45 protein-coding genes and 1 pseudogene are annotated in these 25,749 nt (G+C 52.0%); 6 read left to right on the top strand and 40 right to left on the bottom strand.

The features are described 5' to 3' along the window. Nucleotides 1–234 precede the first annotated feature (234 nt). On the top strand, nt 235–789 hold the full coding sequence (locus tag QLG07_RS23685; protein WP_048917611.1) for a gamma carbonic anhydrase family protein: 555 nt from the start codon (nt 235–237) through the stop codon (nt 787–789). Here QLG07_RS23685 and QLG07_RS23690 read toward each other — a convergent pair. From QLG07_RS23690 to dprA, 6 genes are read right to left on the bottom strand one after another with little or no spacing between them, the layout of a single operon-like run. After that, nucleotides 756–1,016, bottom strand: a complete 261-nt coding sequence (locus tag QLG07_RS23690; RefSeq protein ID WP_133622574.1) for a DUF1488 domain-containing protein — start codon at nt 1,014–1,016, stop codon at nt 756–758. The genes QLG07_RS23685 and QLG07_RS23690 overlap by 34 nt on opposite strands. Beyond that, nucleotides 1,013–1,828, bottom strand: a complete 816-nt coding sequence (gene aroE, locus QLG07_RS23695; RefSeq protein WP_282470284.1) for a shikimate dehydrogenase — start codon at nt 1,826–1,828, stop codon at nt 1,013–1,015. The genes QLG07_RS23690 and aroE overlap by 4 nt, the downstream gene beginning before the upstream one ends. A 10-nt stretch (nt 1,829–1,838) precedes the next feature. Continuing rightward, on the bottom strand, nt 1,839–2,411 hold the full coding sequence (gene tsaC, locus QLG07_RS23700; protein ID WP_282470285.1) for an L-threonylcarbamoyladenylate synthase type 1 TsaC: 573 nt from the start codon (nt 2,409–2,411) through the stop codon (nt 1,839–1,841). After that, the gene (locus QLG07_RS23705; RefSeq protein ID WP_048917614.1) at nt 2,389–2,958 is read right to left on the bottom strand and encodes a type I DNA topoisomerase; all 570 of its coding nucleotides are present in this window, start codon (nt 2,956–2,958) and stop codon (nt 2,389–2,391) included. Before QLG07_RS23705 ends, tsaC begins: the two co-directional genes overlap by 23 nt. A 25-nt stretch (nt 2,959–2,983) precedes the next feature. Continuing rightward, the gene (gene smg, locus QLG07_RS23710; protein WP_048917615.1) at nt 2,984–3,457 is read right to left on the bottom strand and encodes a DUF494 family protein Smg; all 474 of its coding nucleotides are present in this window, start codon (nt 3,455–3,457) and stop codon (nt 2,984–2,986) included. Continuing rightward, nucleotides 3,429–4,553: a DNA-protecting protein DprA gene (gene dprA, locus QLG07_RS23715; protein WP_282470286.1), complete on the bottom strand. Its 1,125-nt coding sequence runs from the start codon at nt 4,551–4,553 to the stop codon at nt 3,429–3,431. Before dprA ends, smg begins: the two co-directional genes overlap by 29 nt. Nucleotides 4,554–4,680: 127 nt before the next feature. Between dprA and def the strand changes: the two genes are divergently transcribed. From def to mscL, 5 genes are all read left to right on the top strand, one after another. Further along, complete coding sequence (gene def / locus QLG07_RS23720; protein WP_133622570.1) at nt 4,681–5,190, top strand: peptide deformylase; 510 nt, start codon at nt 4,681–4,683, stop codon at nt 5,188–5,190. Between the two features lie 23 nt (nt 5,191–5,213). Beyond that, nucleotides 5,214–6,161 (top strand): methionyl-tRNA formyltransferase, encoded by a 948-nt coding sequence (gene fmt / locus QLG07_RS23725; protein ID WP_282470287.1) that lies wholly within the window; start codon nt 5,214–5,216, stop codon nt 6,159–6,161. A gap of 47 nt (nt 6,162–6,208) precedes the next feature. After that, complete coding sequence (gene rsmB / locus QLG07_RS23730) at nt 6,209–7,498, top strand: 16S rRNA (cytosine(967)-C(5))-methyltransferase RsmB (RefSeq protein WP_282470288.1); 1,290 nt, start codon at nt 6,209–6,211, stop codon at nt 7,496–7,498. A gap of 60 nt (nt 7,499–7,558) precedes the next feature. Beyond that, nucleotides 7,559–8,935, top strand: a complete 1,377-nt coding sequence (gene trkA, locus QLG07_RS23735; protein WP_048917620.1) for a Trk system potassium transporter TrkA — start codon at nt 7,559–7,561, stop codon at nt 8,933–8,935. A gap of 129 nt (nt 8,936–9,064) precedes the next feature. Then, on the top strand, nt 9,065–9,478 hold the full coding sequence (gene mscL / locus QLG07_RS23740; RefSeq protein WP_048917621.1) for a large-conductance mechanosensitive channel protein MscL: 414 nt from the start codon (nt 9,065–9,067) through the stop codon (nt 9,476–9,478). 47 nt (nt 9,479–9,525) lie between these two features. On the opposite strand, the gene QLG07_RS23745 is transcribed toward mscL, so the two are convergent. The 34 genes and pseudogenes from QLG07_RS23745 to QLG07_RS23910 form a co-directional block, all read right to left on the bottom strand. Then, complete coding sequence (locus tag QLG07_RS23745; protein ID WP_048917622.1) at nt 9,526–9,741, bottom strand: alternative ribosome-rescue factor A; 216 nt, start codon at nt 9,739–9,741, stop codon at nt 9,526–9,528. Between the two features lie 55 nt (nt 9,742–9,796). Further along, a complete protein-coding gene (zntR, locus tag QLG07_RS23750) occupies nt 9,797–10,228 on the bottom strand; it encodes a Zn(2+)-responsive transcriptional regulator (protein WP_048917623.1) in 432 nt (143 codons plus the stop codon). Continuing rightward, nucleotides 10,228–10,599: a DUF1992 domain-containing protein gene (locus tag QLG07_RS23755; protein ID WP_282470289.1), complete on the bottom strand. Its 372-nt coding sequence runs from the start codon at nt 10,597–10,599 to the stop codon at nt 10,228–10,230. Before QLG07_RS23755 ends, zntR begins: the two co-directional genes overlap by 1 nt. A gap of 123 nt (nt 10,600–10,722) precedes the next feature. Then, entirely contained in the window at nt 10,723–11,109 is a 387-nt protein-coding gene (gene rplQ / locus QLG07_RS23760) for a 50S ribosomal protein L17 (protein ID WP_004160560.1), read from the bottom strand. Nucleotides 11,110–11,149: 40 nt separating this feature from the next. Then, complete coding sequence (gene rpoA, locus QLG07_RS23765) at nt 11,150–12,139, bottom strand: DNA-directed RNA polymerase subunit alpha (RefSeq protein ID WP_002919219.1); 990 nt, start codon at nt 12,137–12,139, stop codon at nt 11,150–11,152. Nucleotides 12,140–12,164: 25 nt separating this feature from the next. After that, on the bottom strand, nt 12,165–12,785 hold the full coding sequence (gene rpsD, locus QLG07_RS23770; protein ID WP_048917625.1) for a 30S ribosomal protein S4: 621 nt from the start codon (nt 12,783–12,785) through the stop codon (nt 12,165–12,167). A 33-nt stretch (nt 12,786–12,818) separates the two neighbouring features. After that, nucleotides 12,819–13,208 (bottom strand): 30S ribosomal protein S11, encoded by a 390-nt coding sequence (gene rpsK / locus QLG07_RS23775; RefSeq protein WP_004160563.1) that lies wholly within the window; start codon nt 13,206–13,208, stop codon nt 12,819–12,821. Between the two features lie 16 nt (nt 13,209–13,224). Then, the gene (gene rpsM / locus QLG07_RS23780; protein WP_048917626.1) at nt 13,225–13,581 is read right to left on the bottom strand and encodes a 30S ribosomal protein S13; all 357 of its coding nucleotides are present in this window, start codon (nt 13,579–13,581) and stop codon (nt 13,225–13,227) included. Nucleotides 13,582–13,727: 146 nt separating this feature from the next. Next, on the bottom strand, nt 13,728–13,844 hold the full coding sequence (rpmJ, locus tag QLG07_RS23785) for a 50S ribosomal protein L36 (protein ID WP_020322760.1): 117 nt from the start codon (nt 13,842–13,844) through the stop codon (nt 13,728–13,730). A gap of 32 nt (nt 13,845–13,876) precedes the next feature. Then, entirely contained in the window at nt 13,877–15,208 is a 1,332-nt protein-coding gene (gene secY / locus QLG07_RS23790) for a preprotein translocase subunit SecY (RefSeq protein WP_004160567.1), read from the bottom strand. A 7-nt stretch (nt 15,209–15,215) separates the two neighbouring features. After that, nucleotides 15,216–15,650 carry a 50S ribosomal protein L15 gene (gene rplO, locus QLG07_RS23795; protein WP_048917627.1) on the bottom strand — a complete coding sequence of 145 codons (435 nt, stop codon included), beginning with the start codon at nt 15,648–15,650 and terminating at the stop codon, nt 15,216–15,218. A 3-nt stretch (nt 15,651–15,653) separates the two neighbouring features. Continuing rightward, nucleotides 15,654–15,833, bottom strand: coding sequence for a 50S ribosomal protein L30 (gene rpmD, locus QLG07_RS23800; RefSeq protein WP_004160569.1), 180 nt, complete (start codon nt 15,831–15,833; stop codon nt 15,654–15,656). A 5-nt stretch (nt 15,834–15,838) separates the two neighbouring features. Further along, nucleotides 15,839–16,339 carry a 30S ribosomal protein S5 gene (rpsE, locus tag QLG07_RS23805; protein ID WP_048917628.1) on the bottom strand — a complete coding sequence of 167 codons (501 nt, stop codon included), beginning with the start codon at nt 16,337–16,339 and terminating at the stop codon, nt 15,839–15,841. 14 nt (nt 16,340–16,353) lie between these two features. Then, nucleotides 16,354–16,707, bottom strand: coding sequence for a 50S ribosomal protein L18 (gene rplR, locus QLG07_RS23810; RefSeq protein ID WP_004160572.1), 354 nt, complete (start codon nt 16,705–16,707; stop codon nt 16,354–16,356). Nucleotides 16,708–16,716: 9 nt separating this feature from the next. Next, a complete protein-coding gene (gene rplF, locus QLG07_RS23815) occupies nt 16,717–17,250 on the bottom strand; it encodes a 50S ribosomal protein L6 (protein WP_048917629.1) in 534 nt (177 codons plus the stop codon). 12 nt (nt 17,251–17,262) lie between these two features. Then, a complete protein-coding gene (gene rpsH, locus QLG07_RS23820; RefSeq protein ID WP_048917630.1) occupies nt 17,263–17,655 on the bottom strand; it encodes a 30S ribosomal protein S8 in 393 nt (130 codons plus the stop codon). Between the two features lie 30 nt (nt 17,656–17,685). Then, nucleotides 17,686–17,991 carry a 30S ribosomal protein S14 gene (rpsN, locus tag QLG07_RS23825; RefSeq protein ID WP_048917631.1) on the bottom strand — a complete coding sequence of 102 codons (306 nt, stop codon included), beginning with the start codon at nt 17,989–17,991 and terminating at the stop codon, nt 17,686–17,688. A 13-nt stretch (nt 17,992–18,004) separates the two neighbouring features. Then, nucleotides 18,005–18,544, bottom strand: a complete 540-nt coding sequence (rplE, locus tag QLG07_RS23830; protein WP_013204126.1) for a 50S ribosomal protein L5 — start codon at nt 18,542–18,544, stop codon at nt 18,005–18,007. 14 nt (nt 18,545–18,558) lie between these two features. Then, nucleotides 18,559–18,873 carry a 50S ribosomal protein L24 gene (rplX, locus tag QLG07_RS23835; protein ID WP_048917632.1) on the bottom strand — a complete coding sequence of 105 codons (315 nt, stop codon included), beginning with the start codon at nt 18,871–18,873 and terminating at the stop codon, nt 18,559–18,561. 10 nt (nt 18,874–18,883) lie between these two features. Next, nucleotides 18,884–19,255: a 50S ribosomal protein L14 gene (gene rplN / locus QLG07_RS23840; RefSeq protein ID WP_048917633.1), complete on the bottom strand. Its 372-nt coding sequence runs from the start codon at nt 19,253–19,255 to the stop codon at nt 18,884–18,886. A gap of 167 nt (nt 19,256–19,422) precedes the next feature. Continuing rightward, a complete protein-coding gene (rpsQ, locus tag QLG07_RS23845; protein ID WP_048917634.1) occupies nt 19,423–19,677 on the bottom strand; it encodes a 30S ribosomal protein S17 in 255 nt (84 codons plus the stop codon). Continuing rightward, the gene (gene rpmC / locus QLG07_RS23850; protein ID WP_048917635.1) at nt 19,677–19,868 is read right to left on the bottom strand and encodes a 50S ribosomal protein L29; all 192 of its coding nucleotides are present in this window, start codon (nt 19,866–19,868) and stop codon (nt 19,677–19,679) included. Before rpmC ends, rpsQ begins: the two co-directional genes overlap by 1 nt. Beyond that, a complete protein-coding gene (gene rplP, locus QLG07_RS23855) occupies nt 19,868–20,278 on the bottom strand; it encodes a 50S ribosomal protein L16 (protein ID WP_002438716.1) in 411 nt (136 codons plus the stop codon). The genes rpmC and rplP overlap by 1 nt, the downstream gene beginning before the upstream one ends. 12 nt (nt 20,279–20,290) lie before the next feature. Next, the gene (rpsC, locus tag QLG07_RS23860) at nt 20,291–20,989 is read right to left on the bottom strand and encodes a 30S ribosomal protein S3 (RefSeq protein ID WP_002919766.1); all 699 of its coding nucleotides are present in this window, start codon (nt 20,987–20,989) and stop codon (nt 20,291–20,293) included. 17 nt (nt 20,990–21,006) lie between these two features. Then, nucleotides 21,007–21,339, bottom strand: coding sequence for a 50S ribosomal protein L22 (gene rplV, locus QLG07_RS23865; protein ID WP_000447532.1), 333 nt, complete (start codon nt 21,337–21,339; stop codon nt 21,007–21,009). A gap of 14 nt (nt 21,340–21,353) precedes the next feature. Then, the gene (rpsS, locus tag QLG07_RS23870) at nt 21,354–21,632 is read right to left on the bottom strand and encodes a 30S ribosomal protein S19 (RefSeq protein WP_004160590.1); all 279 of its coding nucleotides are present in this window, start codon (nt 21,630–21,632) and stop codon (nt 21,354–21,356) included. Nucleotides 21,633–21,648: 16 nt separating this feature from the next. Further along, a complete protein-coding gene (gene rplB / locus QLG07_RS23875; protein WP_048917636.1) occupies nt 21,649–22,470 on the bottom strand; it encodes a 50S ribosomal protein L2 in 822 nt (273 codons plus the stop codon). A gap of 17 nt (nt 22,471–22,487) precedes the next feature. Further along, nucleotides 22,488–22,790 (bottom strand): 50S ribosomal protein L23, encoded by a 303-nt coding sequence (gene rplW / locus QLG07_RS23880; RefSeq protein ID WP_048917637.1) that lies wholly within the window; start codon nt 22,788–22,790, stop codon nt 22,488–22,490. Then, a complete protein-coding gene (gene rplD / locus QLG07_RS23885; RefSeq protein ID WP_023656564.1) occupies nt 22,787–23,392 on the bottom strand; it encodes a 50S ribosomal protein L4 in 606 nt (201 codons plus the stop codon). The genes rplW and rplD overlap by 4 nt, the downstream gene beginning before the upstream one ends. Nucleotides 23,393–23,402: 10 nt before the next feature. Beyond that, the gene (gene rplC / locus QLG07_RS23890; RefSeq protein ID WP_048917638.1) at nt 23,403–24,032 is read right to left on the bottom strand and encodes a 50S ribosomal protein L3; all 630 of its coding nucleotides are present in this window, start codon (nt 24,030–24,032) and stop codon (nt 23,403–23,405) included. A 32-nt stretch (nt 24,033–24,064) separates the two neighbouring features. Then, on the bottom strand, nt 24,065–24,376 hold the full coding sequence (gene rpsJ, locus QLG07_RS23895; RefSeq protein ID WP_001181005.1) for a 30S ribosomal protein S10: 312 nt from the start codon (nt 24,374–24,376) through the stop codon (nt 24,065–24,067). A gap of 332 nt (nt 24,377–24,708) precedes the next feature. Beyond that, a complete protein-coding gene (gene bfr, locus QLG07_RS23900; RefSeq protein WP_048917639.1) occupies nt 24,709–25,191 on the bottom strand; it encodes a bacterioferritin in 483 nt (160 codons plus the stop codon). Nucleotides 25,192–25,277: 86 nt separating this feature from the next. Next, complete coding sequence (gene bfd, locus QLG07_RS23905) at nt 25,278–25,472, bottom strand: bacterioferritin-associated ferredoxin (protein ID WP_048917640.1); 195 nt, start codon at nt 25,470–25,472, stop codon at nt 25,278–25,280. Between the two features lie 167 nt (nt 25,473–25,639). Further along, a pseudogene (locus QLG07_RS23910) lies at nt 25,640–25,749 on the bottom strand (elongation factor Tu); the annotation flags it as partial.

Here is a 25,749-nt window from a genome sequence, read left to right on the forward strand (position 1 = left end):
TCCTGAGCCGCTGGCCTGTAAGCCGTTGTGCCGTCTCAGTGGTTGCGCATTATAGGGATCCCGATTTAATCCACAACCCTTTTTTCGATCTTTTTATTTGGTTGCTGATTTATCGCTCTTTTCGCTGAGATCTCAGGCGATCCGCACAAATTTAGCGCGTTTTTAACCGTGGTAATTGATCAACAATCGCTTCCGGTACTACGCTGGCAGGATCCTATCTATATAGAGGTCGTTATGGTTCACAACGTACGTGCATATAAAGGAGTACGCCCACAGCTGGGTGAGCGGGTAATGATTGATGCCACCAGCGTTGTCATTGGCAATGTTTCGCTGGCAGACGATGTCGGTGTCTGGCCGTTGGTCGTCATACGCGGCGACGTTAATCGCGTGACGATCGGCAAACGCAGCAATATTCAGGATGGTAGCGTGCTGCACCTCACTCATCAATCGGCAGCCAACCCTGACGGCTATCCGCTGGTGATTGGTGAGGATGTCACCGTAGGACATAAAGCGATGCTGCACGGCTGCACCATCGGCAATCGCGTGCTGGTAGGCATGGGGGCCATTCTGCTTGATGGGGTTGTGGTCGAAGATGATGTGATGATTGGCGCGGGAAGCCTGGTGTCGCCCGGCAAGCGTCTGGAAAGTGGCTTCCTTTATCTGGGCAGTCCGGCGAAAAAGGTAAGGCCGCTGACGTCCGATGAAATTGGCGGCCTGCTCTATTCTGCTAACAACTATGTCAGCTGGAAAAATGACTATCTGGCGGAAGAGAGCCAGACCCAACCCTGAGCATCTTCCTGTTGATCTTTGATCGCCTGCTCAGCATCCTCTTCCAGCTCCCAGCGGTAAAGGTGGAAACAGGCCAGCGCATCCCCTTTACAGCTAAAGCGGCGAAGTAAAGCTTCGCCGCTTATGACGCAGGTGAGCGGGAAGCCATTAACCAGTGCGCTGAAGCAGACCGCCTGTAAATTTTCATCCCACCATTCCCGTTCAGGAAACTGGATGGCCTGATTCACCCAGCCATCTCTTCTTTTAATATCTTAATCACCGGAGTGATATCCGGCATTACGCCATGCCACAGCTTAAATGAGTGTGCCGCCTGGCCCACCAGCATGCCGAGACCATCAGCCAGCTGAACTGCCCCCTGCTGACGGCACCACTGCAGAAACGGCGTGTCCCCCTGCTGATAAAACATGTCGTAGCAGCGGGTCTGTGTATTCACCAAACCAACGGGCAGTTCCGGTACATCTCCCGCGACACCGCTGGAAGTCGCATTGATCACCAGGTCAAACTGCTCGCCGACCAGCTTCTCACGGTTTAATGCCCGCACACCGCCCTGGCGCTGGAACAGCTGCTCTAGTTCAGCGGCTTTCGCATGGGTACGGTTAACAATAGTGATATGGGCGTGAGCTGAAAGCAGCGGGAGGATCACACCTCTTGCTGCGCCGCCTGCGCCGATCAGGAGTATCCGGTCGTCAGGCTGGATCAGCTGCAGCCGTTGAAGATCGCTCAGCAGACCAATGCCATCGGTGTTATCGCCCAGCAGTCGGCCATCGTCGAGTTTTTTTAGCGTGTTGACCGCACCCGCCAGAGCCGCTCGCTCGCTCAGCTCGCTGGCCAGCGCATAAGCCTGCTGTTTAAACGGCAGGGTCACGTTAGCGCCTTTGCCGCCAGCGGCAAAAAATTCACGCGCGGCCTGTTCAAAACCCTCAACTGGCGCGCAAAAACGCTCATAAGGATGGGCGATCCCGCTCTGCTCAGCAAACAGCTGGTGAATGCGGGGCGATTTACTGTGATTAATCGGGTTACCGAAGACGACAAACGACATAGAGTTCTCTTTATCCTTGGCGAATCAGTTCACCGGTTAATACATCGCGGATTTCTGACGGATTCTGGCGGCCGCCCGTTTCTCCCTGCAGCACGGGGAAACCTTCACCGAACTGCGCCAGCACCTCCGCCACATTGCGGCACGGCGGTAAACCGCTGAGGTTGGCACTGGTAGAGACTAATGGCTTGCCAAAAGCCTGACACAGTTTGACCACATCAGGATGATTACTGACGCGCACTGCCAGCGAGGAGAAGCGCCCGGTCAGCCAGTGCGGTGTCTCTTGACGCGCGGGCAGCACCCAGGTCACCGGCCCAGGCCAGCGGGAAAACATCCGCTCTTTCTGTTCGGCGCTCAACTGCTCATCGGCAATATAAGGGAGTAACTGCTGGTAGTCGGCGGCAATCAAGATCAGCCCCTTATCTACCGGGCGGCGCTTCAGTGCCAGCAGTTGCATGACCGCAGCCTCACTGTCGGGATCGCAGCCGAGGCCAAATACCGCCTCTGTGGGGTAAGCAATTACGGCTGACTGGCGCAATTGCGCAACGCACAGCGCTACAGAGTCATGCACTGGTTTCATCTTCACTACCATTTATCACTGTTACAGGTTTGCCGCAGGCTTTACTGGCGCAGAAGCGCTTCACACCTCTGGCGGTTTTCTTTTCTATTAGCAACGGGAACTGGCAGAACTCACACACCCCTTCCAGCGGAGTGAAGTTCACCGCAAACTGACAGTCGGGATAGCGGTCACAGGCGTGGAATGTTTTACCGTAACGCGAACGTCGTGCCACCAGCTTTCCGCTCTGACACTGCGGGCAGGCGAGCGTGGTTTCATCCGGCTTATCGATAGTTTCGGTATGCTCGCATTCCGGGTATTCACTACAGGCGACAAACATGCCGTAACGCCCCTGGCGCAATACCAGTTCGGCCCCACATTTCGGGCACAGCTGACCTTCGAGCACTTTAACGATGTGCCCGTCAGCCTGGCCTTTCAGCGGCCGAATAAAGTCGCATTCGGGGTAGAGTGAGCAACCAAGAAAAGCGCCATGTTTCCCGGAGCGAATAACCAGTTCTGCCCCACACTGGGGGCAGGGTTCATTTTTTCGCACAGCGAAAAGCGCTGTTTTATTCATAACTTTGTGTACACGAAGGCAAACTTCAGTGCAGCATTCCTTCATTGACGTCGAAAAGTAGCTCTTCCATTTGCTGATAGGCGTTTTCACATCCGGGGATATTAAACAGCACCATCAGCACCACCCATTTGAGATCGTCCAGATCAAACTCGAGGGTATCCAAAGCCATAATACGTTCGATAACCATTTCGCGCGTGTCCAGATTCAGAACCTGGATTTGTTCCAGGAACAGAATAAAGCCACGGCAGTTGGCATCTAAACGCTGACTCTCTTCCTCGGTGTAGATACGCATAGACAGCGGATCGGTAGTCAGCAGAATCGGAGCGACAAGGCCGTCCTGATAATCTGCCAGCTTTTCCAACCAGTTCAACGCATTATAGATATCTTCACGATGAAAACCTGCATCGGACAGATCATCAGTCAATTTATCCTGGTCAACGCGCATTTCTGCCTCGTTGTGGATATACGTTTCAAATAAGTACATTAGTACGTCGAACATGGCTTGCCCTCCTCAATCGGACATAGCCGCCGGGTACAGCTGCGATCCACCCTGCTAACTCCAACTCAAGCAGCTTAGCTACGATGGCTGGCACAGGTTGGCCGGCACGTTCAGCGACGACGTCAACAGGTGTAACCTCATCTCCTACGTTAGCCAACACATCGGGAAATGGCAATGAAGGATTGCTGTCCGACGTGGAATAATTGGCTGAATCTGGAAAATCAGGAAGCCAGTTAAGGTCGCTCTGTATTTGCTCAAGAATATTGTTGGGATGGGCAACTAACATCGCGCCCTGCTGAATTAACCAGTTCGTCCCTACACTTCCCGGATTACCCAGCGCGCCGGGCAAAGCAAATACGTCGCGGTTCTGCTCCAGCGCTAACCTGGCCGTCAGCAGCGACCCGCTACGCAACGTCGCCTCAACCACCAGCACGCCCAGGCTTAAACCGCTAATAATACGGTTACGTCGTGGGAAATAGGGCCCACGAGCCGTTACCGATAGAGGAAACTCGGACACCAGCGCTCCCCCAGCGGCGATAATTTGCCCGGCCAGCGCTCTGTGCCGCGACGGATAAACCGCGTTCAGGCCGCTACCCAACACGGCAATTGTTTTCCCCTCTACCTCCAGCGCGGCGCGGTGCGCAATACCATCAATGCCAATTGCCAGCCCACTGGTAATCGTCATGCCACTCAGGGCCAAAGCCTGAGTAAACCAGCTGCCCCACTCGCGTCCATAATGGCTACAGTGTCGGCTGCCCACTATCGCCAGTTGCCGCGTGTTCAGCAATTCCACATCGCCCGCAATAAATAGCATCAGCGGAAAGTTGCTCAGGGACTTGAGCCGCTCAGGATAATGAGGGCTGTCGGGCATAATGAAACTGTGCCCGGGTTCTGCCAGCCAGCGCCATGTTTCATCAATAATTCGCCCATCATATTGCCTGAACGCCTCCAGCTGCCCTGCCGTCCATGGCAGTGCAGCCAGAGCAGGGGTATCTGACGGGTCAATTTCCCTGATTTGCTGCAGCAGAATCAGGCGCTGAGGGCTGGATAACCCTGAGACGCCTGAAAGGCGCAGCGCACACTCAATAGGTGACATTATTCTCTCCCTGATTTTGCCCCTTCCCCCTGAAGGTTACCTGCCAGGAATGCTGTCAATCGCAGCGTGAAATGTCTACAATAAGAGGATTAAAACTCTCATCCCTTGAATACAGATCTGGAAAGTTATGTCCGTTTTGCAGGTATTACATTTTCCTGACGAGCGCCTGCGCATCGTTGCGAAACCCGTTAAAGAAGTAAATGCCGATATTCAGCGTATCGTCGACGATATGTTTGAAACCATGTATGCCGAAGAAGGCATCGGTCTGGCAGCGACACAGGTTGATATCCATCAGCGGATTATCGTGATTGATGTTTCTGAAAATCGCGATGAGCGCCTGGTGCTGATTAACCCGGAGCTGCTGGAAGAGAGTGGCGAAACCGGCATTGAAGAAGGTTGCCTGTCGATCCCTGAACAGCGTGCTTTGGTGCCGCGTTCAGAGAAAGTCAAAATCCGAGCGCTGGACCGCGAAGGAAACAGCTACGAGTTGGAAGCGGATGGGCTGCTGGCAATCTGTATCCAGCATGAAATGGATCATCTGGTCGGTAAACTGTTTATTGATTACCTGTCGCCAATGAAACGTCAGCGTATTCGTCAGAAGCTGGAAAAGCTCTATCGCCAGAGCGCCCGCGACTAAGTTCGTTGACTAAAGGGAATCACGTGTCCGAATCGTTAAAAATCATTTTTGCCGGCACCCCCGACTTTGCAGCGCGTCATCTTGACGCGCTGCTGTCATCCGGGCACCAGGTAGTGGGCGTTTTCACTCAGCCCGACCGCCCTGCCGGCCGCGGAAATAAATTGACCGCCAGCCCGGTCAAGCAGCTGGCTGAGCAGCACAACATTCCGGTGTTCCAGCCTAAATCCCTGCGTCCTGAAGAGAATCAGCAGTGGGTTGCCGCGCTGAACGCCGATGTCATGGTGGTGGTCGCTTATGGCTTGATCCTGCCAAAGGCGGTGCTGGAGATACCTCGTCTCGGCTGCATCAATGTTCACGGTTCCTTGCTGCCACGCTGGCGTGGCGCCGCACCAATCCAGCGCTCGCTGTGGGCGGGCGATGCCGAAACCGGCGTGACTATCATGCAGATGGATGTGGGCTTGGATACCGGCGATATGCTGCATAAGCTGGCCTGCCCAATTGAAGCCCACGATACCAGCGCCACGCTGTATGACAAACTGGCAGAGCTCGGTCCGGCTGGTATGCTGAGCACGCTGGCGCAGCTGGCCGACGGCAGCGTACAGCCTGAAGTGCAGGATGAAGCTCTGGTGAGCTATGCCGAGAAGCTGAGTAAAGAGGAGGCCCGTCTCGACTGGACCTTGTCAGCGCTGCAGCTGGAGCGCTGCATCCGCGCCTTTAATCCATGGCCAGTCAGCTACTTCATTATTGATGAGCAGCCGGTGAAGGTGTGGAAGGCCAGCGTGCTTCCTGCCGTTAGTCATCACCAGCCGGGCGAGATCCTGCAGGCCGATAAGCACGGCATTCAGGTGGTTACCGCTGATGGCGTGCTGAATATTGAAGAACTCCAGCCCGCGGGCAAGAAAGCGATGAAAGCCCAGGACCTGCTTAATTCCCGCCGCGAATGGTTCACCCCAGGCAATATCATTGCCTGATACTCTGCCCGGCATCACCGCCGGGCAGTTTTACATGCGAATCCTCTATGAAAAAAAATACCAATTTACGCAGCGTTGCCGCTCAGACTATCGAGAAGGTTGTCGAACAGGGGCAGTCGCTTAGCAACGTGCTGCCTGCCGCCCAGAAAGCCGTAGGCGAGAAAGATGCCGCGCTGTTACAAGAGCTATGCTATGGCGTACTGCGCACGCTGCCGCAGCTGGAGTGGATCATCAGCAAGCTGATGTCACGCCCGATGACCGGCAAACAGCGCGCGATTCACTTCCTGATCATGGTCGGCCTCTATCAGCTGCTGTTTACCCGCATCCCTTCCCATGCGGCGCTGGCTGAAACCGTGGAGGGGGCAGTTGCCCTCAAGCGCCCGCAGCTGAAGGGATTGATCAACGGTGTACTGCGCCAGTTCCAGCGCCAGCAGGAAGAGCTGACCCAGCAGATGAACGATGGCGAACAGCAGTATCTGCATCCGAAATGGCTGCTGGAGAGGCTGAAGCGCGCGTGGCCCGGGCAGTGGCAGCAGATTGTTGATGCCAATAATCAGCGCCCGCCAATGTGGCTGCGCGTGAATCGTCAGCATCACAGCCGTGATGCCTGGCTGGCTTTGCTGGCAGAAAGCGGCAAAACCGGATTTGCTCACCCGCAGCATAGCGACGCGGTTCGGTTGGAATCACCGTGCGCGGTGGGACAGCTTCCTGGTTTTGACCAGGGCTGGGTGACCGTGCAGGATGCTTCAGCTCAGGGCTGTGTTGCCCTGCTCGATCCGCAAAACGGCGAGAAGATCCTCGACCTGTGCGCCGCACCCGGCGGCAAAACCACGCATATTCTGGAAGCCGCGCCGCAGGCTGACGTTATGGCCGTTGACGTCGATGCTCAGCGTCTGGCAAGAATTAGTGAGAATTTGCAACGCCTCGACATGCACGCAGAGGTTAAGCTTGGCGACGGCCGCACGCCTGCAGAGTGGTGTGGCGATACGCAGTTTGATCGCATTTTACTGGATGCACCCTGCTCGGCTACCGGCGTTATTCGTCGTCATCCGGATATCAAATGGCTGCGTCGCGACCGCGATATTGTTGAGCTGGCGATCCTACAGCAGCAGATCCTCGATGCCGTCTGGCCACATCTGAAGAAAGGCGGCACGCTGCTTTACGCCACCTGCTCGATACTGCCGGAAGAGAATCACCAGCAGATCGCGCAGTTCCTGCAGCGCCACGGCGATGCAAGCCTGGTCGAAACCGGCGATCTGGCTCAGCCAGGTATCCAGGTGTTCCCGCAGGTGGAAGGCGGCGATGGCTTCTACTATGCAAAATTGATAAAACAGTGAAACAGGTGGCATGGCTTAGCCGCGCCACAAATTGAACGACAACCAACAGACTGAAGCATAATGAAAATTATCATTCTTGGTGCAGGTCAGGTCGGCGGAACGCTAGCTGAGAACCTGGTCGGTGAAAACAACGATATTACCGTGGTCGATACCGATCCCCTGCGCCTGCGTCAGTTACAGGACAAATTCGATTTACGCGTGGTGCAGGGGCACGGCTCTCATCCGCGGGTGCTGCGTGAAGCCGGTGCGGAAGATGCGGATATGCTGGTTGCCGTCACCAACTCTGATGAAACCAACATGGTCGCCTGCCAGGTCGCCTACTCCCTGTTTAACACGCCGAACCGTATCGCCCGTATCCGCGCCCCGGATTATATCCGTGACGCCGATAAGCTGTTTATCCCGGAAGCGGTACCCATCGACCACCTGATCTCTCCGGAGCAGCTGGTGATTGATAATATTTATCGTCTGATCGAATACCCTGGCGCGCTGCAGGTGGTGAACTTTGCGGAAGGGAAAGTCAGCCTGGCAGTAGTCAAAGCCTATTATGGCGGCCCGCTGGTCGGGAATGCGCTATCGGTGATGCGTGAACATATGCCGCATATCGATACGCGCGTTGCCGCTATTTTCCGCCAGGATCGCCCTATTCGCCCGCAGGGTTCCACCATCATTGAGGCAGGCGATGAAGTGTTCTTCATTGCTGCCAGCCAGCATATTCGTGCGGTGATGAGTGAGTATCAGCGGCTGGAGAAACCGTATAAGCGCATTATGATCGTCGGCGGCGGAAATATCGGCTTTGGTCTCGCGCAGCGCCTGGAAAAACAGTACAGCGTTAAACTGATCGAGCGCGATCAGCAGCGCGCCGCCGAGCTGGCAGAAAACTTGCAAAACACCATCGTGTTTTATGGCGATGCTTCCGATCAGGAACTGCTGGCCGAGGAGCACGTTGATCAAACCGACCTTTTCATTGCCATCACCAACGATGATGAAGCCAATATCATGTCGGCAATGCTGGCCAAGCGCATGGGCGCGAAAAAGGCTATGGTGCTTATCCAGCGCCGCGCCTATGTCGATCTGGTGCAGGGCAGCGTCATCGATATCGCGATCTCCCCGCAGCAGGCGACCATCTCGGCGCTGCTGGGGCACGTGCGTAAAGCGGATATTGTCGGGGTTTCTTCACTGCGCCGCGGCGTGGCGGAAGCCATTGAAGCCATCGCGCACGGCGAGGAGTCGACCTCACGCGTGGTCGGGCGCCTGATTGATGATATCAAGCTGCCACCGGGAACCATCATTGGTGCCGTGGTGCGCGGTAACGATGTGATGATTGCTAATGATAACCTGCGTATTGAGCAGGGGGACCACGTGATCATGTTCCTGACCGACAAGAAATTTGTCCCGGACGTCGAACGCCTGTTCCAGCCCAGCCCGTTCTTCCTCTAACTACCCTATCTATCTGTCTGATTTCACCCGGCGTTACCCCGGGTGAATGTCGACATTTATCAGCAATCACCGTGGTAAAAAGCCAATCCTTTGTTAGACTTAGAAAATTGGCAAAAATGGGAGATAACAATGAGTTTATTCAAAGAGTTTCGCGATTTCGCGATGCGCGGCAATGTCGTCGATCTCGCTGTGGGTGTCATCATCGGTGCTGCGTTTGGTAAAATCGTCTCTTCACTGGTGGCAAATATCATCATGCCACCGCTGGGGTTACTGATTGGGGGCGTCGATTTCAAGCAGTTCAGCTGGGTGTTAAAAGCCGCAGATGGTACAGCGCCTGCTGTAGTGATGGAGTACGGGATTTTCCTACAGACCATTTTTGACTTTATGATCGTTGCGTTTGCCATCTTCATGGCGATTAAAGTGATGAACAAGATGTACAAAAGAAAGGAAGTGGAAAAACCGGCACCGAAACCTTCTGCTGAAGAAACGCTGCTGAGCGAAATCCGCGATCTGCTGAAAGAACAGAATAACAAACCGCTTTAAGGGATTGTCTGTTGCGAAAACGAAAACCGCCACCGCTGGCGGTTTTTTTATGCCTGAAAAGGCAGAAGGCCAGTGGTCAATACGCGGTTTGCGCACTGGCCACTGGCCTCCCAGTTACCTTTCTTCGCATGTTTATCACGACGCCGGTAGCTGCCTTTACCTTTAGTGTTCGCCTCAACGCGCGGTTTAAACAGTGGGTCATGTAGCAGTGCTTCAAGGGCGTTATCACGGATGACGCCTTTTTTATGTTGGTAAACAGTCATGATATTTCCTGTGAGTAAATGACGCAGATGAATATAGGCCTGAGATTGGGATATTTCAATCGGCGGCTTTAACATTTGATGTGGTTGCCCCCTTTTCAAGTGCTTCCAGGATCGAGCAATAGCGGCTGCTGTGCGCGGTGCCGCAGCAGGCATCATTCAGCCTTTTCAGTGAACGCTGCATATGCTGAAGCTCTGTTAACATGGCTTCAACTTCGGTGAGCCGCTTTTGCACGATGGTCTTAGATTCCTGACAGGTGTGATGTTCAGGATCGACGCGGATCGATAACAGTTCGCGGATCGCTTCCAGCGTAAAGCCCAGCTGACGTCCATAACGAATAAACTTCAGCCGCTGCAAATCAGTATCACTGTAGAGACGAAAGCCGCCTTCGGTGCGGATTTCGTGATCCATCATGCGCTGCTTCTCATAAAAGCGAATGGTGTCTGGCGTCACATCTGCCAGTTTCGCCAGTTGTCCAATACGGTACATTACTCCTCCTCGCTAAAATGCTGCTGTAACTGCTTGCCATAATGGCTATGCAGAAAATCGGTACTGATACCCGCCTGAATAAGTTTGATTTCCAGTAGCTTCAGTCGTTTTGCCTGTGGCTGATAGCGCTCATCCTCAGGGGCGATGCCACGCAGCAGCTTATCCAGCTCAACGGCTTCCCGTCGCAGCTCCAGCTCCGGTGGCAGGTAGCCAGAATTTTTTAAGATACGATAGCTGGCGCGCAGTTCAGCAGGAACGTGGCTGTCGTCATCCAGCTGCAGCGGTTGGCCAGCCCCCGCCAGATTATCGAGATCGCCCTGACGCTGTGCGGCAAGGATATGTTTTTCAGCCAGCTGATCGAGCAGTGACATAGTCGCGGCCTCCAGTTCTCGGGAAGCGTTCAGCATAGCGTAACTGGTGAGGATATGAAGTAAGAGAGGAATTATGGACATAAAAAAACCCCGCAAGCGGGGTTTTTTCAATACTGCGGCAGATTACTCTGCTACAGCTTCTGCTTGAGCTTCTGGACGATCAACCAGCTCGATGTAAGCCATCGGAGCGTTGTCACCAGCGCGGAAGCCACACTTCAGAATGCGAGTGTAACCACCTGCACGGCTCGCGAAACGCGGACCGAGCTCATTAAACAGTTTTGCCACGATCTCGTTATCACGAGTACGGGCGAATGCCAGACGACGATTAGCTACGCTGTCGGTCTTGGCAAGAGTAATCAGCGGCTCAACTACGCGACGCAGCTCTTTCGCTTTTGGCAGGGTCGTCTTGATAATCTCGTGACGAACCAAAGAGCCAGCCATGTTGCGGAACATAGCCTGACGATGGCTGCTGTTGCGGTTCAGTTGACGACCACTCTTACGATGGCGCATGACCTTATCCTTCTCAGTGAAACCTTAACCTGTGATCGGGTTATTCATCAGCAATGCTAGCTGGCGGCCAGTTTTCCAGGCGCATGCCCAGAGACAGACCACGAGAAGCCAGCACATCTTTAATCTCAGTAAGAGATTTTTTACCAAGGTTAGGCGTTTTAAGCAGCTCAACCTCGGTACGCTGTACCAGATCACCGATGTAGTGGATAGCTTCTGCCTTAAGGCAGTTAGCAGAGCGGACAGTCAATTCCAGATCGTCAACAGGGCGCAGCAAGATCGGATCGAATTCTGGTTTCTCTTCTTTCACTTCCGGCTGACGTACATCACGTAAGTCGACGAAAGCTTCCAGTTGTTCTGCCAGGATGGTTGCCGCACGGCGGATCGCTTCTTCAGGATCAATAGTGCCGTTGGTTTCCATTTCGATGACCAGCTTGTCCAGGTCAGTACGCTGTTCTACACGCGCTGCTTCAACATTGTAGGCAATACGCTCTACAGGGCTGTAACAGGCGTCAACCAACAGACGACCGATCGGGCGCTCATCTTCTTCCGAATGAATTCGGGCAGAAGCCGGCACATAACCACGACCACGCTGAACTTTGATACGCATGCTAATAGCGGCGTTCTCATCGGTCAGGTGACAGATCACGTGCTGCGGCTTGACGATTTCGACATCACCATCATGGGTGATATCGGCTGCAGTCACAGGGCCAATGCCAGATTTATTCAGAGTAAGAATAACTTCATCTTTGCCCTGAACTCTTACCGCCAAACCTTTCAGGTTGAGCAGGATTTCCAGGATATCTTCCTGTACGCCCTCTTTGGTGCTGTACTCATGCAGTACACCATCAATTTCAACCTCGGTCACCGCGCAACCCGGCATTGATGAAAGCAGAATACGGCGCAGTGCGTTACCAAGAGTATGGCCAAAGCCACGCTCTAAAGGCTCAAGGGTCACCTTGGCGTGCGTCGAACTCACTTGCTCGATATCTACCAGGCGCGGTTTTAGAAACTCTGTCACAGAACCCTGCATTGTGTCCTCTCTTTGGTACTAAGCCTTACTTGGAGTAAAGCTCGACGATCAGGTGTTCGTTAATGTCCGCAGACAGATCGGTACGTTCAGGAATACGCTTGAACACACCTTCCATCTTAGTTGCATCAACTTCCAGCCAGGTTGGCTTTTCACGCTGTTCAGCCAGCTCCAGAGCGGCTTTCACGCGAGACTGCTTTTTGGCTTTCTCACGGATGCTAACAACGTCATTCGGAGTTACCTGATAAGAAGCGATGCTAACAACGCGGCCGTTTACCAAAATAGATTTGTGGCTAACCAGCTGACGTGCTTCTGCACGAGTGGCGCCAAAGCCCATACGGTAAACTACGTTGTCCAGACGACCTTCCAGCAGAGCTAACAGGTTTTCACCGGTGTTGCCTTTCAGACGAGCTGCTTCTTTATAATAGTTACGGAACTGACGCTCCAGCACGCCGTACATACGACGAACTTTCTGCTTTTCACGTAACTGCACGCCATAGTCAGACAGACGTGGCTTGCGCGCACCGTGCTGACCAGGAGCTTGTTCAATCTTACACTTGGTATCAATCGCGCGAACGCCAGACTTAAGGAACAGGTCTGTGCCTTCACGACGGCTCAGCTTGAGCTTAGGACCCAAATATCTTGCCATTTTCTTTCTCCAACATTCCTAAAAAACGGGGCGTTATACGCGACGTTTTTTCGGCGGACGACAACCGTTGTGAGGGATCGGAGTCACATCAGTAATATTAGTGATGCGGAAACCAGCAGCGTTCAGGGCACGAATAGTTGATTCGCGGCCTGGACCAGGACCCTTAACCATAACTTCCAGGTTCTTAATACCGTAATCTTTCACGGCCTCTGCGCAACGCTCTGCAGCAACCTGCGCAGCGAACGGCGTAGACTTACGAGAACCACGGAAACCGGAACCACCGGCTGTTGCCCAACCCAGCGCATTACCCTGACGATCGGTAATAGTTACGATGGTGTTGTTAAAAGACGCATGGACATGAGCCACGCCATCAGAGACTTGCTTTCTTACACGCTTGCGTGCACGAACTGGTGCCTTTGCCATTATTCAATCACCCCGATTATTTCTTGATCGGTTTACGCGGACCCTTACGGGTACGTGCGTTAGTCTTAGTACGCTGACCGCGCACTGGAAGACCACGACGATGACGCAAACCACGATAGCAACCAAGGTCCATAAGACGCTTGATGCTCAGGGTGACTTCACGACGCAGATCGCCTTCAACAACAAATTTCGCTACTGCATCACGCAGAATGTCGATTTGTTCTTCAGACAGCTCACTGATCTTAACATTTTCAGCGATTCCCGTAGATGCACAGATAGCCTGTGAACGGGTCTTGCCGATACCGAAAATTGCAGTTAATGCGATAACGGTATGTTTATGATCAGGAATGTTAATGCCTGCTATACGGGCCACTATGCACTCCTATTTAATTACTTATGCGTCCCATGCCGAAAAGCCCGTTTTCAGGATACTCAAATGGAAACGCATAGACATACAAAAGATTGGCTGGCTAATCTAGCCAGCTCAACCCGACTTTGCAAGAAAAATATGCGATTAAATCAGCCTTGGCGCTGTTTATGCTTAGGCTCGGCACTGCAAATCACACGCACGACGCCGTCGCGACGAACGATTTTGCAGTTACGACATAATTTCTTGACGGAAGCACGAACTTTCATTTTTACTCTCCGTAACTTCTCAAGCACCTGAATTAACGGCCGTAGCCCTTCAGATTTGCTTTCTTCAATGCAGACTCGTACTGACTAGACATCATCAGAGTTTGCACTTGAGCCATAAAGTCCATGATGACAACGACTACGATCAGCAGTGAAGTACCGCCGAAGTAGAATGGAACTTTCATCGCATCACGCATGAACTCCGGGATCAGGCAGATAAAGGTAATGTACAGCGCACCGATTAAGGTTAAGCGCGTCATCACTTTATCGATATACTTCGCCGTCTGTTCTCCCGGACGAATACCTGGTACAAATGCACCAGACTTCTTCAGGTTATCTGCTGTTTCTCTTGGGTTGAAAACCAACGCCGTATAGAAGAAACAGAAGAAGATGATTGCAGTCGCATAGAGTAGCACATAAAGCGGCTGACCTGGCTGTAATGACATCGAAATAGTTGTCAACCAGTTCCAACCGGTTCCGCCCCCGAACCATGACGCGATGGTTGCTGGGAACAGAATGATGCTGGAAGCAAAAATAGCTGGAATTACACCGGCCATATTCACTTTCAACGGTAAATGTGTGCTCTGCGCAGCATAGACACGACGGCCTTGCTGACGTTTCGCATAGTTCACCACAATGCGGCGTTGACCACGCTCAACGAAAACAACGAAGAAGGTCACTGCAAATACGAGAACTGCAACCAACAGCAACAGGAGGAAGTGCAGGTCGCCTTGCCGCGCTTGCTCGATGGTATGGCCAATGGCCGGCGGCAGACCCGCAACAATACCAGCGAAGATAATGATCGAGATACCGTTGCCGATACCTCGTTCAGTTATCTGCTCGCCCAGCCACATCAGGAACATTGTCCCGGTGACCAGACTGACAACAGCGGTAAAGTAGAAGGCAAAGCCTGGGTTTAACACCAGGCCCTGCATTCCTGGCATATTCGGCAGGCCGGTAGCAATACCGACCGCCTGGAATATACCTAATACCAGAGTACCGTAACGGGTGTACTGGCTTATCTTACGACGGCCAGCCTCCCCTTCTTTCTTGATTTCAGCTAACGCTGGATGAACCACCGTCAGCAGCTGGATAATAATAGAGGCCGAAATGTACGGCATAATACCCAGGGCAAAGATAGAAGCACGGCTCAGAGCACCACCAGAGAACATGTTAAACATTTCAATGATGGTGCCACGCTGTTGCTCAAGCAATTTGGCAAGTACAGTGGCATCGATACCAGGGATCGGAATAAAAGAGCCAATACGGAAGACAATCAGCGCACCAATTACAAACAGAAGTCTGCGTTTTAGTTCGCCAAATCCACCCTTGGCACTTTGAAAATCTAATCCCGGTTGCTTAGCCATCTGCTACTTATTCCTCAATTTTACCGCCAGCAGCTTCGATTGCAGCACGAGCGCCTTTAGTGACACGCAGACCGCGAATCGTTACCGGTGCAGAAACTTCGCCAGACAGGATCACTTTCGCGAACTCCATCTGAATACCGATAATGTTTGCTGCTTTCAGCGTGTTCAGGTCGACGATACCGCCTTCAACTTTCGCCAGGTCAGACAGACGAACTTCTGCAGTGACCATTGCTTTGCGAGAGGTGAAACCGAATTTCGGCAGACGACGATACAGAGGCATCTGGCCGCCTTCAAAACCACGACGTACGCCACCGCCAGAACGTGAGTTCTGACCTTTGTGACCACGACCACCGGTTTTGCCGAGGCCTGAACCGATACCACGGCCCAGACGTTTCGAAGCGTGCTTGGAGCCGTCGGCCGGAGACAGAGTATTTAAACGCATCTGTTACTCCTCCACTTTAACCATGTAGGAAATCGCGTTAACCATACCGCGTACAGCTGGCGTGTCTTCACGCTCTACGGTGTGGTTAATACGACGCAGACCCAGGCCAAGCAGCGTTGCCTTGTGTTTAGGCAAACGACCGATCGAACTGCGGGTTTGTGTAATCTTAATAGTCTTAGCCATGGTCATTACCCCAGAATGTCTTCAACGGATTTGCCACGCTTGGCAGCGACCATTTCTGGGGAATTCATGTTGGCCAGGCCATCCAGAGTTGCACGAACCACGTTGATCGGGTTAGTGGAACCGTAGGCTTTAGCCAAGACGTTATGAACCCCAGCGACTTCCAGTACGGCGCGCATTGCACCGCCGGCAATGATACCGGTACCTTCAGAAGCCGGCTGCATGAACACGCGAGAACCTGTGTGCACGCCTTTAACAGGGTGCTGCAGGGTGCCGCTGTTCAGCGCGACGTTAATCATATTGCGACGAGCTTTTTCCATCGCTTTCTGGATCGCTGCTGGAACTTCACGCGCTTTTCCGTAACCAAAACCGATGCGACCGTTACCGTCACCAACAACAGTCAGAGCTGTGAAGGAGAAAATACGACCACCTTTTACGGTTTTAGATACGCGATTTACCGCGATCAGCTTTTCCTGCAGTTCGCCAGCTTGTTTTTCGATGTGTGCCATCTTACACCTCTACCTTAGAACTGTAGGCCAGCTTCACGGGCAGCATCTGCCAGTGCCTGGACACGACCATGATATTGGAAACCAGAACGGTCGAAAGAAACACCAGTGATGCCTTTTTCGATTGCGCGTTCAGCAACTGCTTTACCAACAGCAGCGGCAGCGTCTTTGTTTCCTGTGTACTTCAGTTGCTCACTGATAGCTTTTTCTACAGTAGAAGCAGCGACCAGGACTTCAGAACCGTTGGGTGCGATTACCTGTGCGTAAATATGACGCGGGGTACGATGTACCACCAGGCGAGTAGCACCCAGCTCTTTGAGCTTGCGACGTGCGCGGGTCGCACGACGGATACGAGCAGATTTCTTATCCATAGTGTTACCTTACTTCTTCTTAGCCTCTTTGGTACGCACGACTTCGTCGGCGTAACGAACACCCTTGCCTTTATAAGGCTCAGGACGACGGTAGGCGCGGAGATCGGCTGCAACCTGACCAATCAGCTGTTTATCAGCGCCTTTCAGCACGATTTCAGTCTGAGTTGGACATTCAGCAGTGATTCCCGCTGGCAGCGCGTGGTCAACCGGGTGAGAGAAGCCCAAGGCTAAGCTCACAGAGTTGCCTTTAACGGCTGCACGATAACCTACACCAACCAGCTGCAGCTTCTTAGTGAAGCCTTCGGTAACACCGATAACCATAGCGTTCAACAGTGCACGAGAAGTACCTGCCTGCGCCCAACCATCCACAAAACCTTCGCGCGGAGCGAAAGTCAGGGTGTTGTCAGCATGCTTAACTTCTACAGCTTTGTTGAGCGTACGAGTCAGCTCGCCGTTTTTACCTTTAATCGAAATAACCTGACCGTCGAGTTTTACCTCTACGCCGGCAGGAATCGCGACTGGTGCTTTAGCAACACGAGACATTTATTCCTCCGATTAAGCTACGTAGCAGATAATTTCGCCGCCAAGACCAGCCTGGCGTGCGGCACGATCGGTCATAACACCTTTAGAGGTAGAGATAACAGCGATACCCAGTCCAGCCATAACTTTTGGCAGTTCGTCTTTGCGTTTGTAGATACGCAGACCTGGACGGCTTACACGCTGAATGCTCTCTACCACTGCCTTGCCCTGGAAATACTTAAGAGTCAGTTCCAGTTCAGGCTTGGTGTCGCCTTCGACTTTAAATTCTTCAATATAGCCTTCTTCCTTCAGCACGTTGGCAATAGCCAATTTCAGCTTGGAGGAAGGCATGGTGACCGCAACTTTGTTCGCGGCTTGACCGTTACGGATACGGGTCAGCATATCCGCGATCGGATCTTGCATGCTCATCTGTCTTTACTCCCGTGATTCAATTGGTAATTACCAGCTAGCCTTTTTCAAGCCAGGTACTTCACCGCGCATGGCGGCTTCACGCAACTTGATACGGCTCAGACCGAATTTGCCCACATAACCATGTGGACGGCCAGTTTGACGGCAGCGCTTACGCTGACGAGACGGGCTGGAATCACGCGGCAGAGTTTGCAGCTTGAGAACAGCATTCCAACGTTCTTCGTCGGATGAGTTCACACTAGAAATGATAGCTTTCAGTTCCTCGCGTTTAGCGCGGTACTTGTCAGCCAGTTTCACGCGAACGACTTCGCGTGCTTTCATCGATTGCTTAGCCATCAGTAACCCTGCCTTACTTGCGGAACGGGAAGTTAAAAGCAGCCAAAAGTGCGCGGCCTTCATCATCAGATTTCGCAGTAGTGGTAATGGTGATATCCAAACCACGAACGCGGTCGACTTTGTCATAGTCGATCTCTGGGAAGATGATCTGCTCACGAACGCCCATGCTGTAGTTACCACGGCCATCGAATGACTTAGCGGACAAGCCACGGAAGTCACGGATACGTGGAACAGCAATAGAAATCAGACGCTCAAAGAACTCCCACATGCGTTCGCCACGCAGAGTTACTTTACAGCCGATCGGATAGCCCTGACGGATTTTGAAGCCTGCAACTGACTTGCGTGCTTTGGTGATAAACGGCTTTTGACCGGAGATTGCTGCTAAGTCAGCTGCTGCGTTGTCCAGCAGTTTCTTGTCAGCGATCGCTTCACCCACACCCATATTCAGGGTGATCTTCTCGACCCGAGGGACTTGCATGACAGAATTGTAGCTAAACTCAGTCATGAGTTGTTTAACTACTTCGTCTTTGTAGTAATCATGCAGTTTCGCCATCGTACTACTCCAAATTACTTGATAGTTTCGCTGTTAGACTTGAAGAAACGGACTTTTTTGCCGTCTTCGAATCTAAAGCCTACACGGTCAGCCTTACCGGTTGCCGAGTTGAAGAGCGCAACGTTAGAAACCTGAATAGCAGCTTCTTTTTCAACGATGCCACCTGGTTGGTTCAGAGCCGGAACCGGCTTTGAGTGCTTCTTAACCAGGTTGATACCTTCAACAATCAGTTTGCCTGAAGACAGAACATTTTTTACTTTACCGCGCTTACCTTTATCTTTGCCGGTCAGCACGATAACTTCGTCATCGCGACGGATTTTAGCTGCCATTTTTCGCTCCTTAGAGTACTTCTGGTGCCAGAGAGATAATTTTCATGAACTTTTCAGTACGAAGCTCACGAGTTACCGGCCCAAAAATACGCGTTCCGATAGGCTGCTCAGTGTTATTGTTTAAAATAACGCATGCATTACCATCGAAGCGAATGACAGAACCGTCCGGGCGACGAACACCCTTCCTGGTGCGCACCACTACCGCTTTCAGCACATCACCCTTCTTAACCTTACCGCGAGGAATTGCTTCCTTGATGGTAATTTTGATGATGTCGCCTACGCCTGCGTAGCGACGGTGCGAGCCACCCAGAACCTTGATACACATTACGCGACGTGCACCGGAGTTGTCGGCGACGGTCAGCATAGTCTGTTCTTGGATCATTTTAGTGCTCCGCTAATGTCAACTACTACTTCGGGACCTGATTCAGGTCGTATAAAAGCCCCATTATTGAGGGCGCAGCATTATAACACTGCTTCCTGAATATGGGTAGAAAAAATAAACGGCTCTTGCGAGCCGTTTATCTTATTTTTTAGAGACGGCAGATTCTATTACAGAATCGCTTTCTCTACAACGCGAACCAGCGTCCAGGACTTAGTCTTGGACAGTGGACGGCATTCGCGGATTTCTACCACGTCGCCGATACCACATTCGTTGTTCTCGTCATGTACGTGCAGTTTGGTCGTACGTTTGATGAATTTCCCGTAGATCGGGTGCTTCACAACACGTTCGATTGCCACAACAATGGATTTCTCCATTTTGTCGCTCAGAACACGACCTTGCAGAGTACGGATTTTATCGGTCATTACGCACCCGCCTTCTCAGTCAGTAAAGTCTTAACGCGTGCAACATCACGACGAACATTCTTCAAGACGTGAGTCTGTTGAAGTTGGCCGGATGCTGCCTGCATGCGCAGATTGAACTGCTCACGCAGCAGGTTAAGAAGCTCAGTGTTCAGCTCTTCAACGCTTTTTTCACGCAGCTCTGTTGCTTTCATTACATCACCGTCTTAGTTACAAAGGTGGTTTTGATAGGCAGTTTTGCTGCTGCCAGCTTGAATGCTTCACGGGCCAGCTCTTCCGGTACGCCGTCCATTTCATACAGGACTTTACCAGGCTGGATCAAGGCAACCCAATACTCTACGTTACCTTTACCTTTACCCATACGCACTTCCAGCGGCTTCTCGGTAATTGGTTTGTCCGGGAATACACGGATCCAAATTTTACCTTGACGCTTAACTGCACGGGTCATAGCACGACGTGCTGCTTCGATCTGACGAGCAGTCAGACGACCACGGCCAACAGCTTTCAGACCGAAAGTACCGAAGCTAACATCCGTACCCTGCGCCAGACCACGGTTGCGGCCTTTATGCACTTTACGGAATTTTGTACGCTTTGGTTGTAACATCAGCGACTCTCCTTACTTACGGCCTTTACGCTGCTGCTTTTTAGGTTGAGCAGCCGGTTCCGGTTGTTCAACAGCAGCCATACCACCCAGGATCTCACCTTTGAAGATCCATACCTTAACGCCGATTACACCATAAGTGGTGTGCGCTTCAGAGGTGTTGTAGTCAATGTCTGCACGCAGAGTGTGCAGCGGCACGCGGCCTTCACGGTACCATTCGGTACGCGCGATTTCTGCACCGCCCAGGCGGCCACTAACTTCAACTTTGATCCCTTTAGCGCCCAGACGCATTGCGTTCTGTACAGCACGCTTCATAGCACGACGGAACATCACACGACGCTCCAGCTGTGAAGTGATGCTGTCAGCAACCAATTTAGCGTCCAGTTCCGGTTTACGGACTTCGGCGATATTGATCTGTGCAGGAACGCCAGCGATATCCGCTACGACCTTGCGCAGTTTTTCTACATCTTCACCTTTCTTACCGATAACGATGCCAGGACGAGCGGTGTGAATAGTCACACGGATGCTCTTAGCTGGGCGCTCGATAACGATACGAGAGACGGATGCTTTAGCCAGTTCTTTAGTCAGGAACTGACGAACTTTAAAGTCGCTGTCCAGGTTGTCAGCGAATTCTTTGGTATTTGCGAACCAGGTAGAGTTCCAGGGTTTAACAATACCCAGGCGAATACCATTAGGATGTACTTTCTGACCCATTGCTAGTCTCCAGAGTCTCAGCGATCGGACACAACCACAGTAATGTGGCTGGTGCGCTTCAGGATGCGATCTGCACGACCTTTTGCACGCGGCATAATGCGCTTCATGCTTGGGCCTTCGTCTACGAAGATTTTCGTGACTTTCAGATCATCAATGTCAGCGCCATCGTTGTGTTCGGCGTTAGCAATGGCAGATTCCAGGACCTTCTTGACCAGTACAGCCGCTTTCTTATTGGTGTAGGTCAGAATGTCCAGAGCCTGCGACACTTTCTTACCGCGTACAAGATCCGCTACCAGGCGAACCTTCTGTGCAGAAGAACGAGCGTGGCGATGTTTAGCGATAGTTTCCATCTCTTCCTCCTGCCTTAGCGTTTCTTGGCTTTTTTATCAGCCGCGTGGCCGCGATAAGTACGAGTCGGTGCAAATTCACCCAGTTTGTGACCGACCATTTCGTCGGAAACAAAGACAGGAACGTGCTGACGACCATTATGGACAGCGATGGTCAAACCGATCATGTTAGGGAAGATCGTTGAACGACGGGACCAGGTGCGCAGTGGCTTCTTGTCTCCGCTTTCCAAAGCTTTCTCTACCTTCTTCAGCAAGTGCAGGTCAATAAAAGGACCTTTCTTGAGAGAACGTGGCATGGCTTATCCTCTAAAATTATTTGCTACGGCGACGTACGATAAACTTATCGGTACGCTTGTTGCTACGGGTCTTCTTACCTTTGGTCTGCAGGCCCCATGGGGACACTGGATGCTTACCAAAGTTACGACCTTCACCACCACCGTGCGGGTGATCGACTGGGTTCATCGCAGTACCGCGAACGGTAGGACGAACACCACGCCAACGAGCTGCACCGGCTTTACCCAGAACGCGAAGCATGTGCTCAGCGTTACCGACTTCGCCCAGGGTCGCGCGGCAGTCAATTTCGACTTTACGCATTTCACCAGAACGCAGACGCAGGGTAACGTAAGAACCATCACGCGCAACGATCTGCACGTAAGTACCAGCTGAGCGAGCAATCTGACCGCCTTTGCCTGGTTTCATTTCTACGTTATGCACGGTAGAACCCACTGGGATGTTACGCATTGGCAGGGTGTTACCCGCTTTAATCGCAGCATCAACGCCAGATTGAATCTGGTCGCCAGCTTTCAGGCCTTTAGGGGCCAGGATGTAACGGCGTTCGCCGTCTTTGTACAGAACCAGTGCGATGTTCGCAGAGCGGTTCGGATCGTACTCAAGACGTTCAACGGTCGCTGGGATACCATCTTTGTTGCGTTTGAAGTCAACAATACGGTAAGCCTGCTTGTGACCACCACCGATATGACGGGTAGTGATGCGACCATTGTTGTTACGGCCACCGGATTTGCTGTTTTTCTCAACCAGCGGGGCAAATGGTTTGCCCTTGTGCAGCTCCGCGTTTACCACTTTAACTACATGGCGACGACCCGGAGATGTCGGTTTACATTTAACAATTGCCATTGTTCTTCTCCTCCGACTTACTCAGCGCCGCCTGCGAAGTCCAGATTCTGGCCTTCTTTCAGGGTGACGTAAGCTTTTTTCCAGTCGCTACGACGACCAATACGCTGTCCAGAACGCTTAGTTTTGCCTTTAACCAGCAAAGTGTTCACGACTTCAACTTCTACTTCGAAAAGTTTCTGTACAGCGGCTTTGATTTCTGCTTTGGTCGCGTCAGTCGCAACTTTGAGAACGATGGTGTTAGTTTTTTCCATCGCAGCAGATGCTTTTTCAGATACGTGCGGCGCGCGCAGTACTTTCAGCAGACGTTCTTCACGGATCATGCCAGCATCTCCTCAACTTGCTTAACTGCATCAGCAGTCATAACGACTTTGTCGAAGGCGATCAGGCTAACTGGGTCGATACCCGCTGCATCACGTACGTCAACCTTGTACAGGTTGCGAGCGGCCAGGAACAGGTTCTCTTCCAGTTCGCCAGTGATGATCAGCACGTCTTCCAGAGCCATGTCTTTTAGTTTTTCTACCAGCAGCTTCGTTTTAGGAGCTTCCAGAGAGAACTGCTCGACAACGATCAGACGATCTTGACGTACCAGTTCGGACAGGATGCTTTTCAGCGCGCCGCGGTACATCTTTTTGTTAACTTTTTGACTGTGGTCCTGTGGCTTCGCAGCGAAGGTCACACCACCTGAACGCCAGATTGGGCTCTTTACAGAACCTGCACGCGCACGGCCGGTGCCTTTCTGGCGCCATGGCTTTTTGCCTGAACCAGTTACTTCAGCACGAGTCTTCTGAGCACGAGTACCCTGACGAGCACCTGCTGCATAAGCAACAACAACCTGGTGTACCAGCGCTTCGTTGAAATCACGACCGAAGGTAGTTTCGGAAACAGTCAGCGCGCTTTGCGCGTCTTTCAATACTAATTCCATTGCTATCCCCTTACGCCTTCACAGCTGGTTTAACGATAAGGTCGCAACCGGTAGCACCGGGTACTGCACCTTTAACCAGCAGCAGGTTGCGCTCAGCGTCAACACGTACAACGTCCAGACTCTGAACAGTTACACGCTCGTTGCCCATCTGGCCTGCCATTTTCTTGCCTTTGAACACTTTGCCCGGAGTCTGGTTCTGACCGATAGAACCCGGTACGCGGTGTGACAAGGAGTTACCGTGAGTAGCATCCTGAGTACGGAAGTTCCAGCGCTTTACAGTACCGGCAAAACCTTTACCTTTAGATGTTCCAGTCACGTCAACTTTTTTCACGTCAGCGAAAATGTCAACATTAATGCTCTGACCTACAGTGAACTCTGCGCCTTCAACGGTGCGGAATTCCCACAGACCACGGCCAGCTTCAACGCCAGCTTTAGCAAAATGACCTGCTTCAGGCTTAGTTACACGGTTTGCTTTTTTAGCACCGGTAGTTACCTGGATAGCAGTGTAACCGTCGTTTTCCAGGCCTTTGACCTGAGTAACGCGGTTTGCTTCAATTTCGATCACGGTTACAGGGATAGAAACGCCATCTTCTGTGAAGATACGGGTCATACCCACTTTTTTACCGACTAAACCAATCATTGTTTCAACCTCTCAATCGCTCAATGACCTGATTAACCCAGGCTGATCTGCACGTCAACACCTGCAGCCAGATCCAGACGCATCAGAGCATCAACCGTTTTTTCGGTTGGCTCAACGATGTCAACCAGACGCTTGTGAGTGCGAATCTCATACTGATCGCGCGCGTCTTTGTTGACGTGCGGGGAGATCAGAACGGTAAAGCGCTCTTTGCGGGTCGGCAGCGGGATAGGACCACGTACCTGCGCACCAGTGCGCTTGGCAGTCTCTACGATTTCCGCAGTTGATTGATCGATCAGACGATGATCAAACGCTTTAAGACGGATACGGATTCTTTGGTTCTGCATGAGACCAGAGCTCCAATTATTTATAAACGAAAAGAATTACTACTCGCATCCATTACGATTGATGGAGGAGTGTAATCGTTGAGCACATAACCCGCATATCGCGAGTATTGTTGGCGAGCACTTTCGCACTTGCCTGCGACTCATATTGAATCGCGCCTGACCATATTGGCAGGCCCGCGTATTATACGTACATCGGGGGGGAAAGCAACAGCGTTGTCGCTTTTGTTAGCGGAAGGAGAAAACGGGAGAAGAGATCGCAACCACCCTGCCCTGCCAGTCCAGATGCTTTATGGCCAGGGTGACTGCGTGCCACTGCTTAAAATAACCACAAATTACGCCTGCGCCTGCTCTTTGAGCTGGCTTTGCAGATAGTTCTGGATGCCCAGTTTTTTCACCAGCTCTAATTCAGTTTCTAACCAGTCGATGTGGTGTTCTTCATCGGCAAGAATTTCAATCATCATATCGCGGCTAACATAGTCGTGGACTTTATCGGCGTAAGCGATAGCTTCACGCAGATCCTTTGCCCCTTCCAGTTCCAGCGCGAGGTCGGATGCCAGCATCTCTTCGACATCCTCTCCAATACGTAACCGTCCCAGATCCTGCAGGTTCGGCAGCCCTTCGAGAAACAGAATGCGCTCAATGTACTTATCAGCGTGCTTCATCTCATCAATGGACTCGTGGTATTCCACATTGTTCAGCCGCTGCAGGCCCCAGTTTTTAAACATGCGTGCATGCAGGAAATACTGATTGATGGCCACCAGTTCATTACCGAGCAGTTTGTTGAGATGAGTTATGATCTTACTATCGCCCTTCATGTTGTATCCTCCGCTTCCAGGTTATAAAAGCGTAAGATTAGTAAGGGCATTAGTCAAAAAAGTGGCGAAGAAATGCGCACTAAATGTCAGGCTATTTCTTTATACTGCGGCACGTGCTGCAATTCGCTTTCCATAATCTCGCGCGCGGCACGAATACACTTCCCGCACTGTTTGCCGACCGGTACCAGCTGGCGTAGCTGCTGAAGAGATTTGGGCTGATAGCGACGGACGACTTCGCGCAGAGTTTTATCACTGACTGCATTACACAAACAAACGTACATACACCAACCTCAGAACATTTTCCGACCAATAGTGTAAATACGAATCGTTATTATTACAATGGTTATTAGCTCACCACGCCCACTCTTTCACCCATAAAAAAAGAGCGCCGAAGCGCTCTTTTCTCTTGCTCTGGCAGAGCGAACTCCGCCAGTTCAAATCATCACAATTAAGCGATAACTTTAGCAACAACACCAGCACCAACGGTACGGCCGCCTTCGCGAATTGCGAAACGCAGACCGTCGTCCATTGCGATTGGTTTGATCAGTTCAACAACCA

Origin of the sequence: Erwinia sp. V90_4 (genome assembly GCF_029967685.1) — a bacterium.
Taxonomy (GTDB): Bacteria; Pseudomonadota; Gammaproteobacteria; order Enterobacterales; family Enterobacteriaceae; genus Erwinia; species Erwinia aphidicola.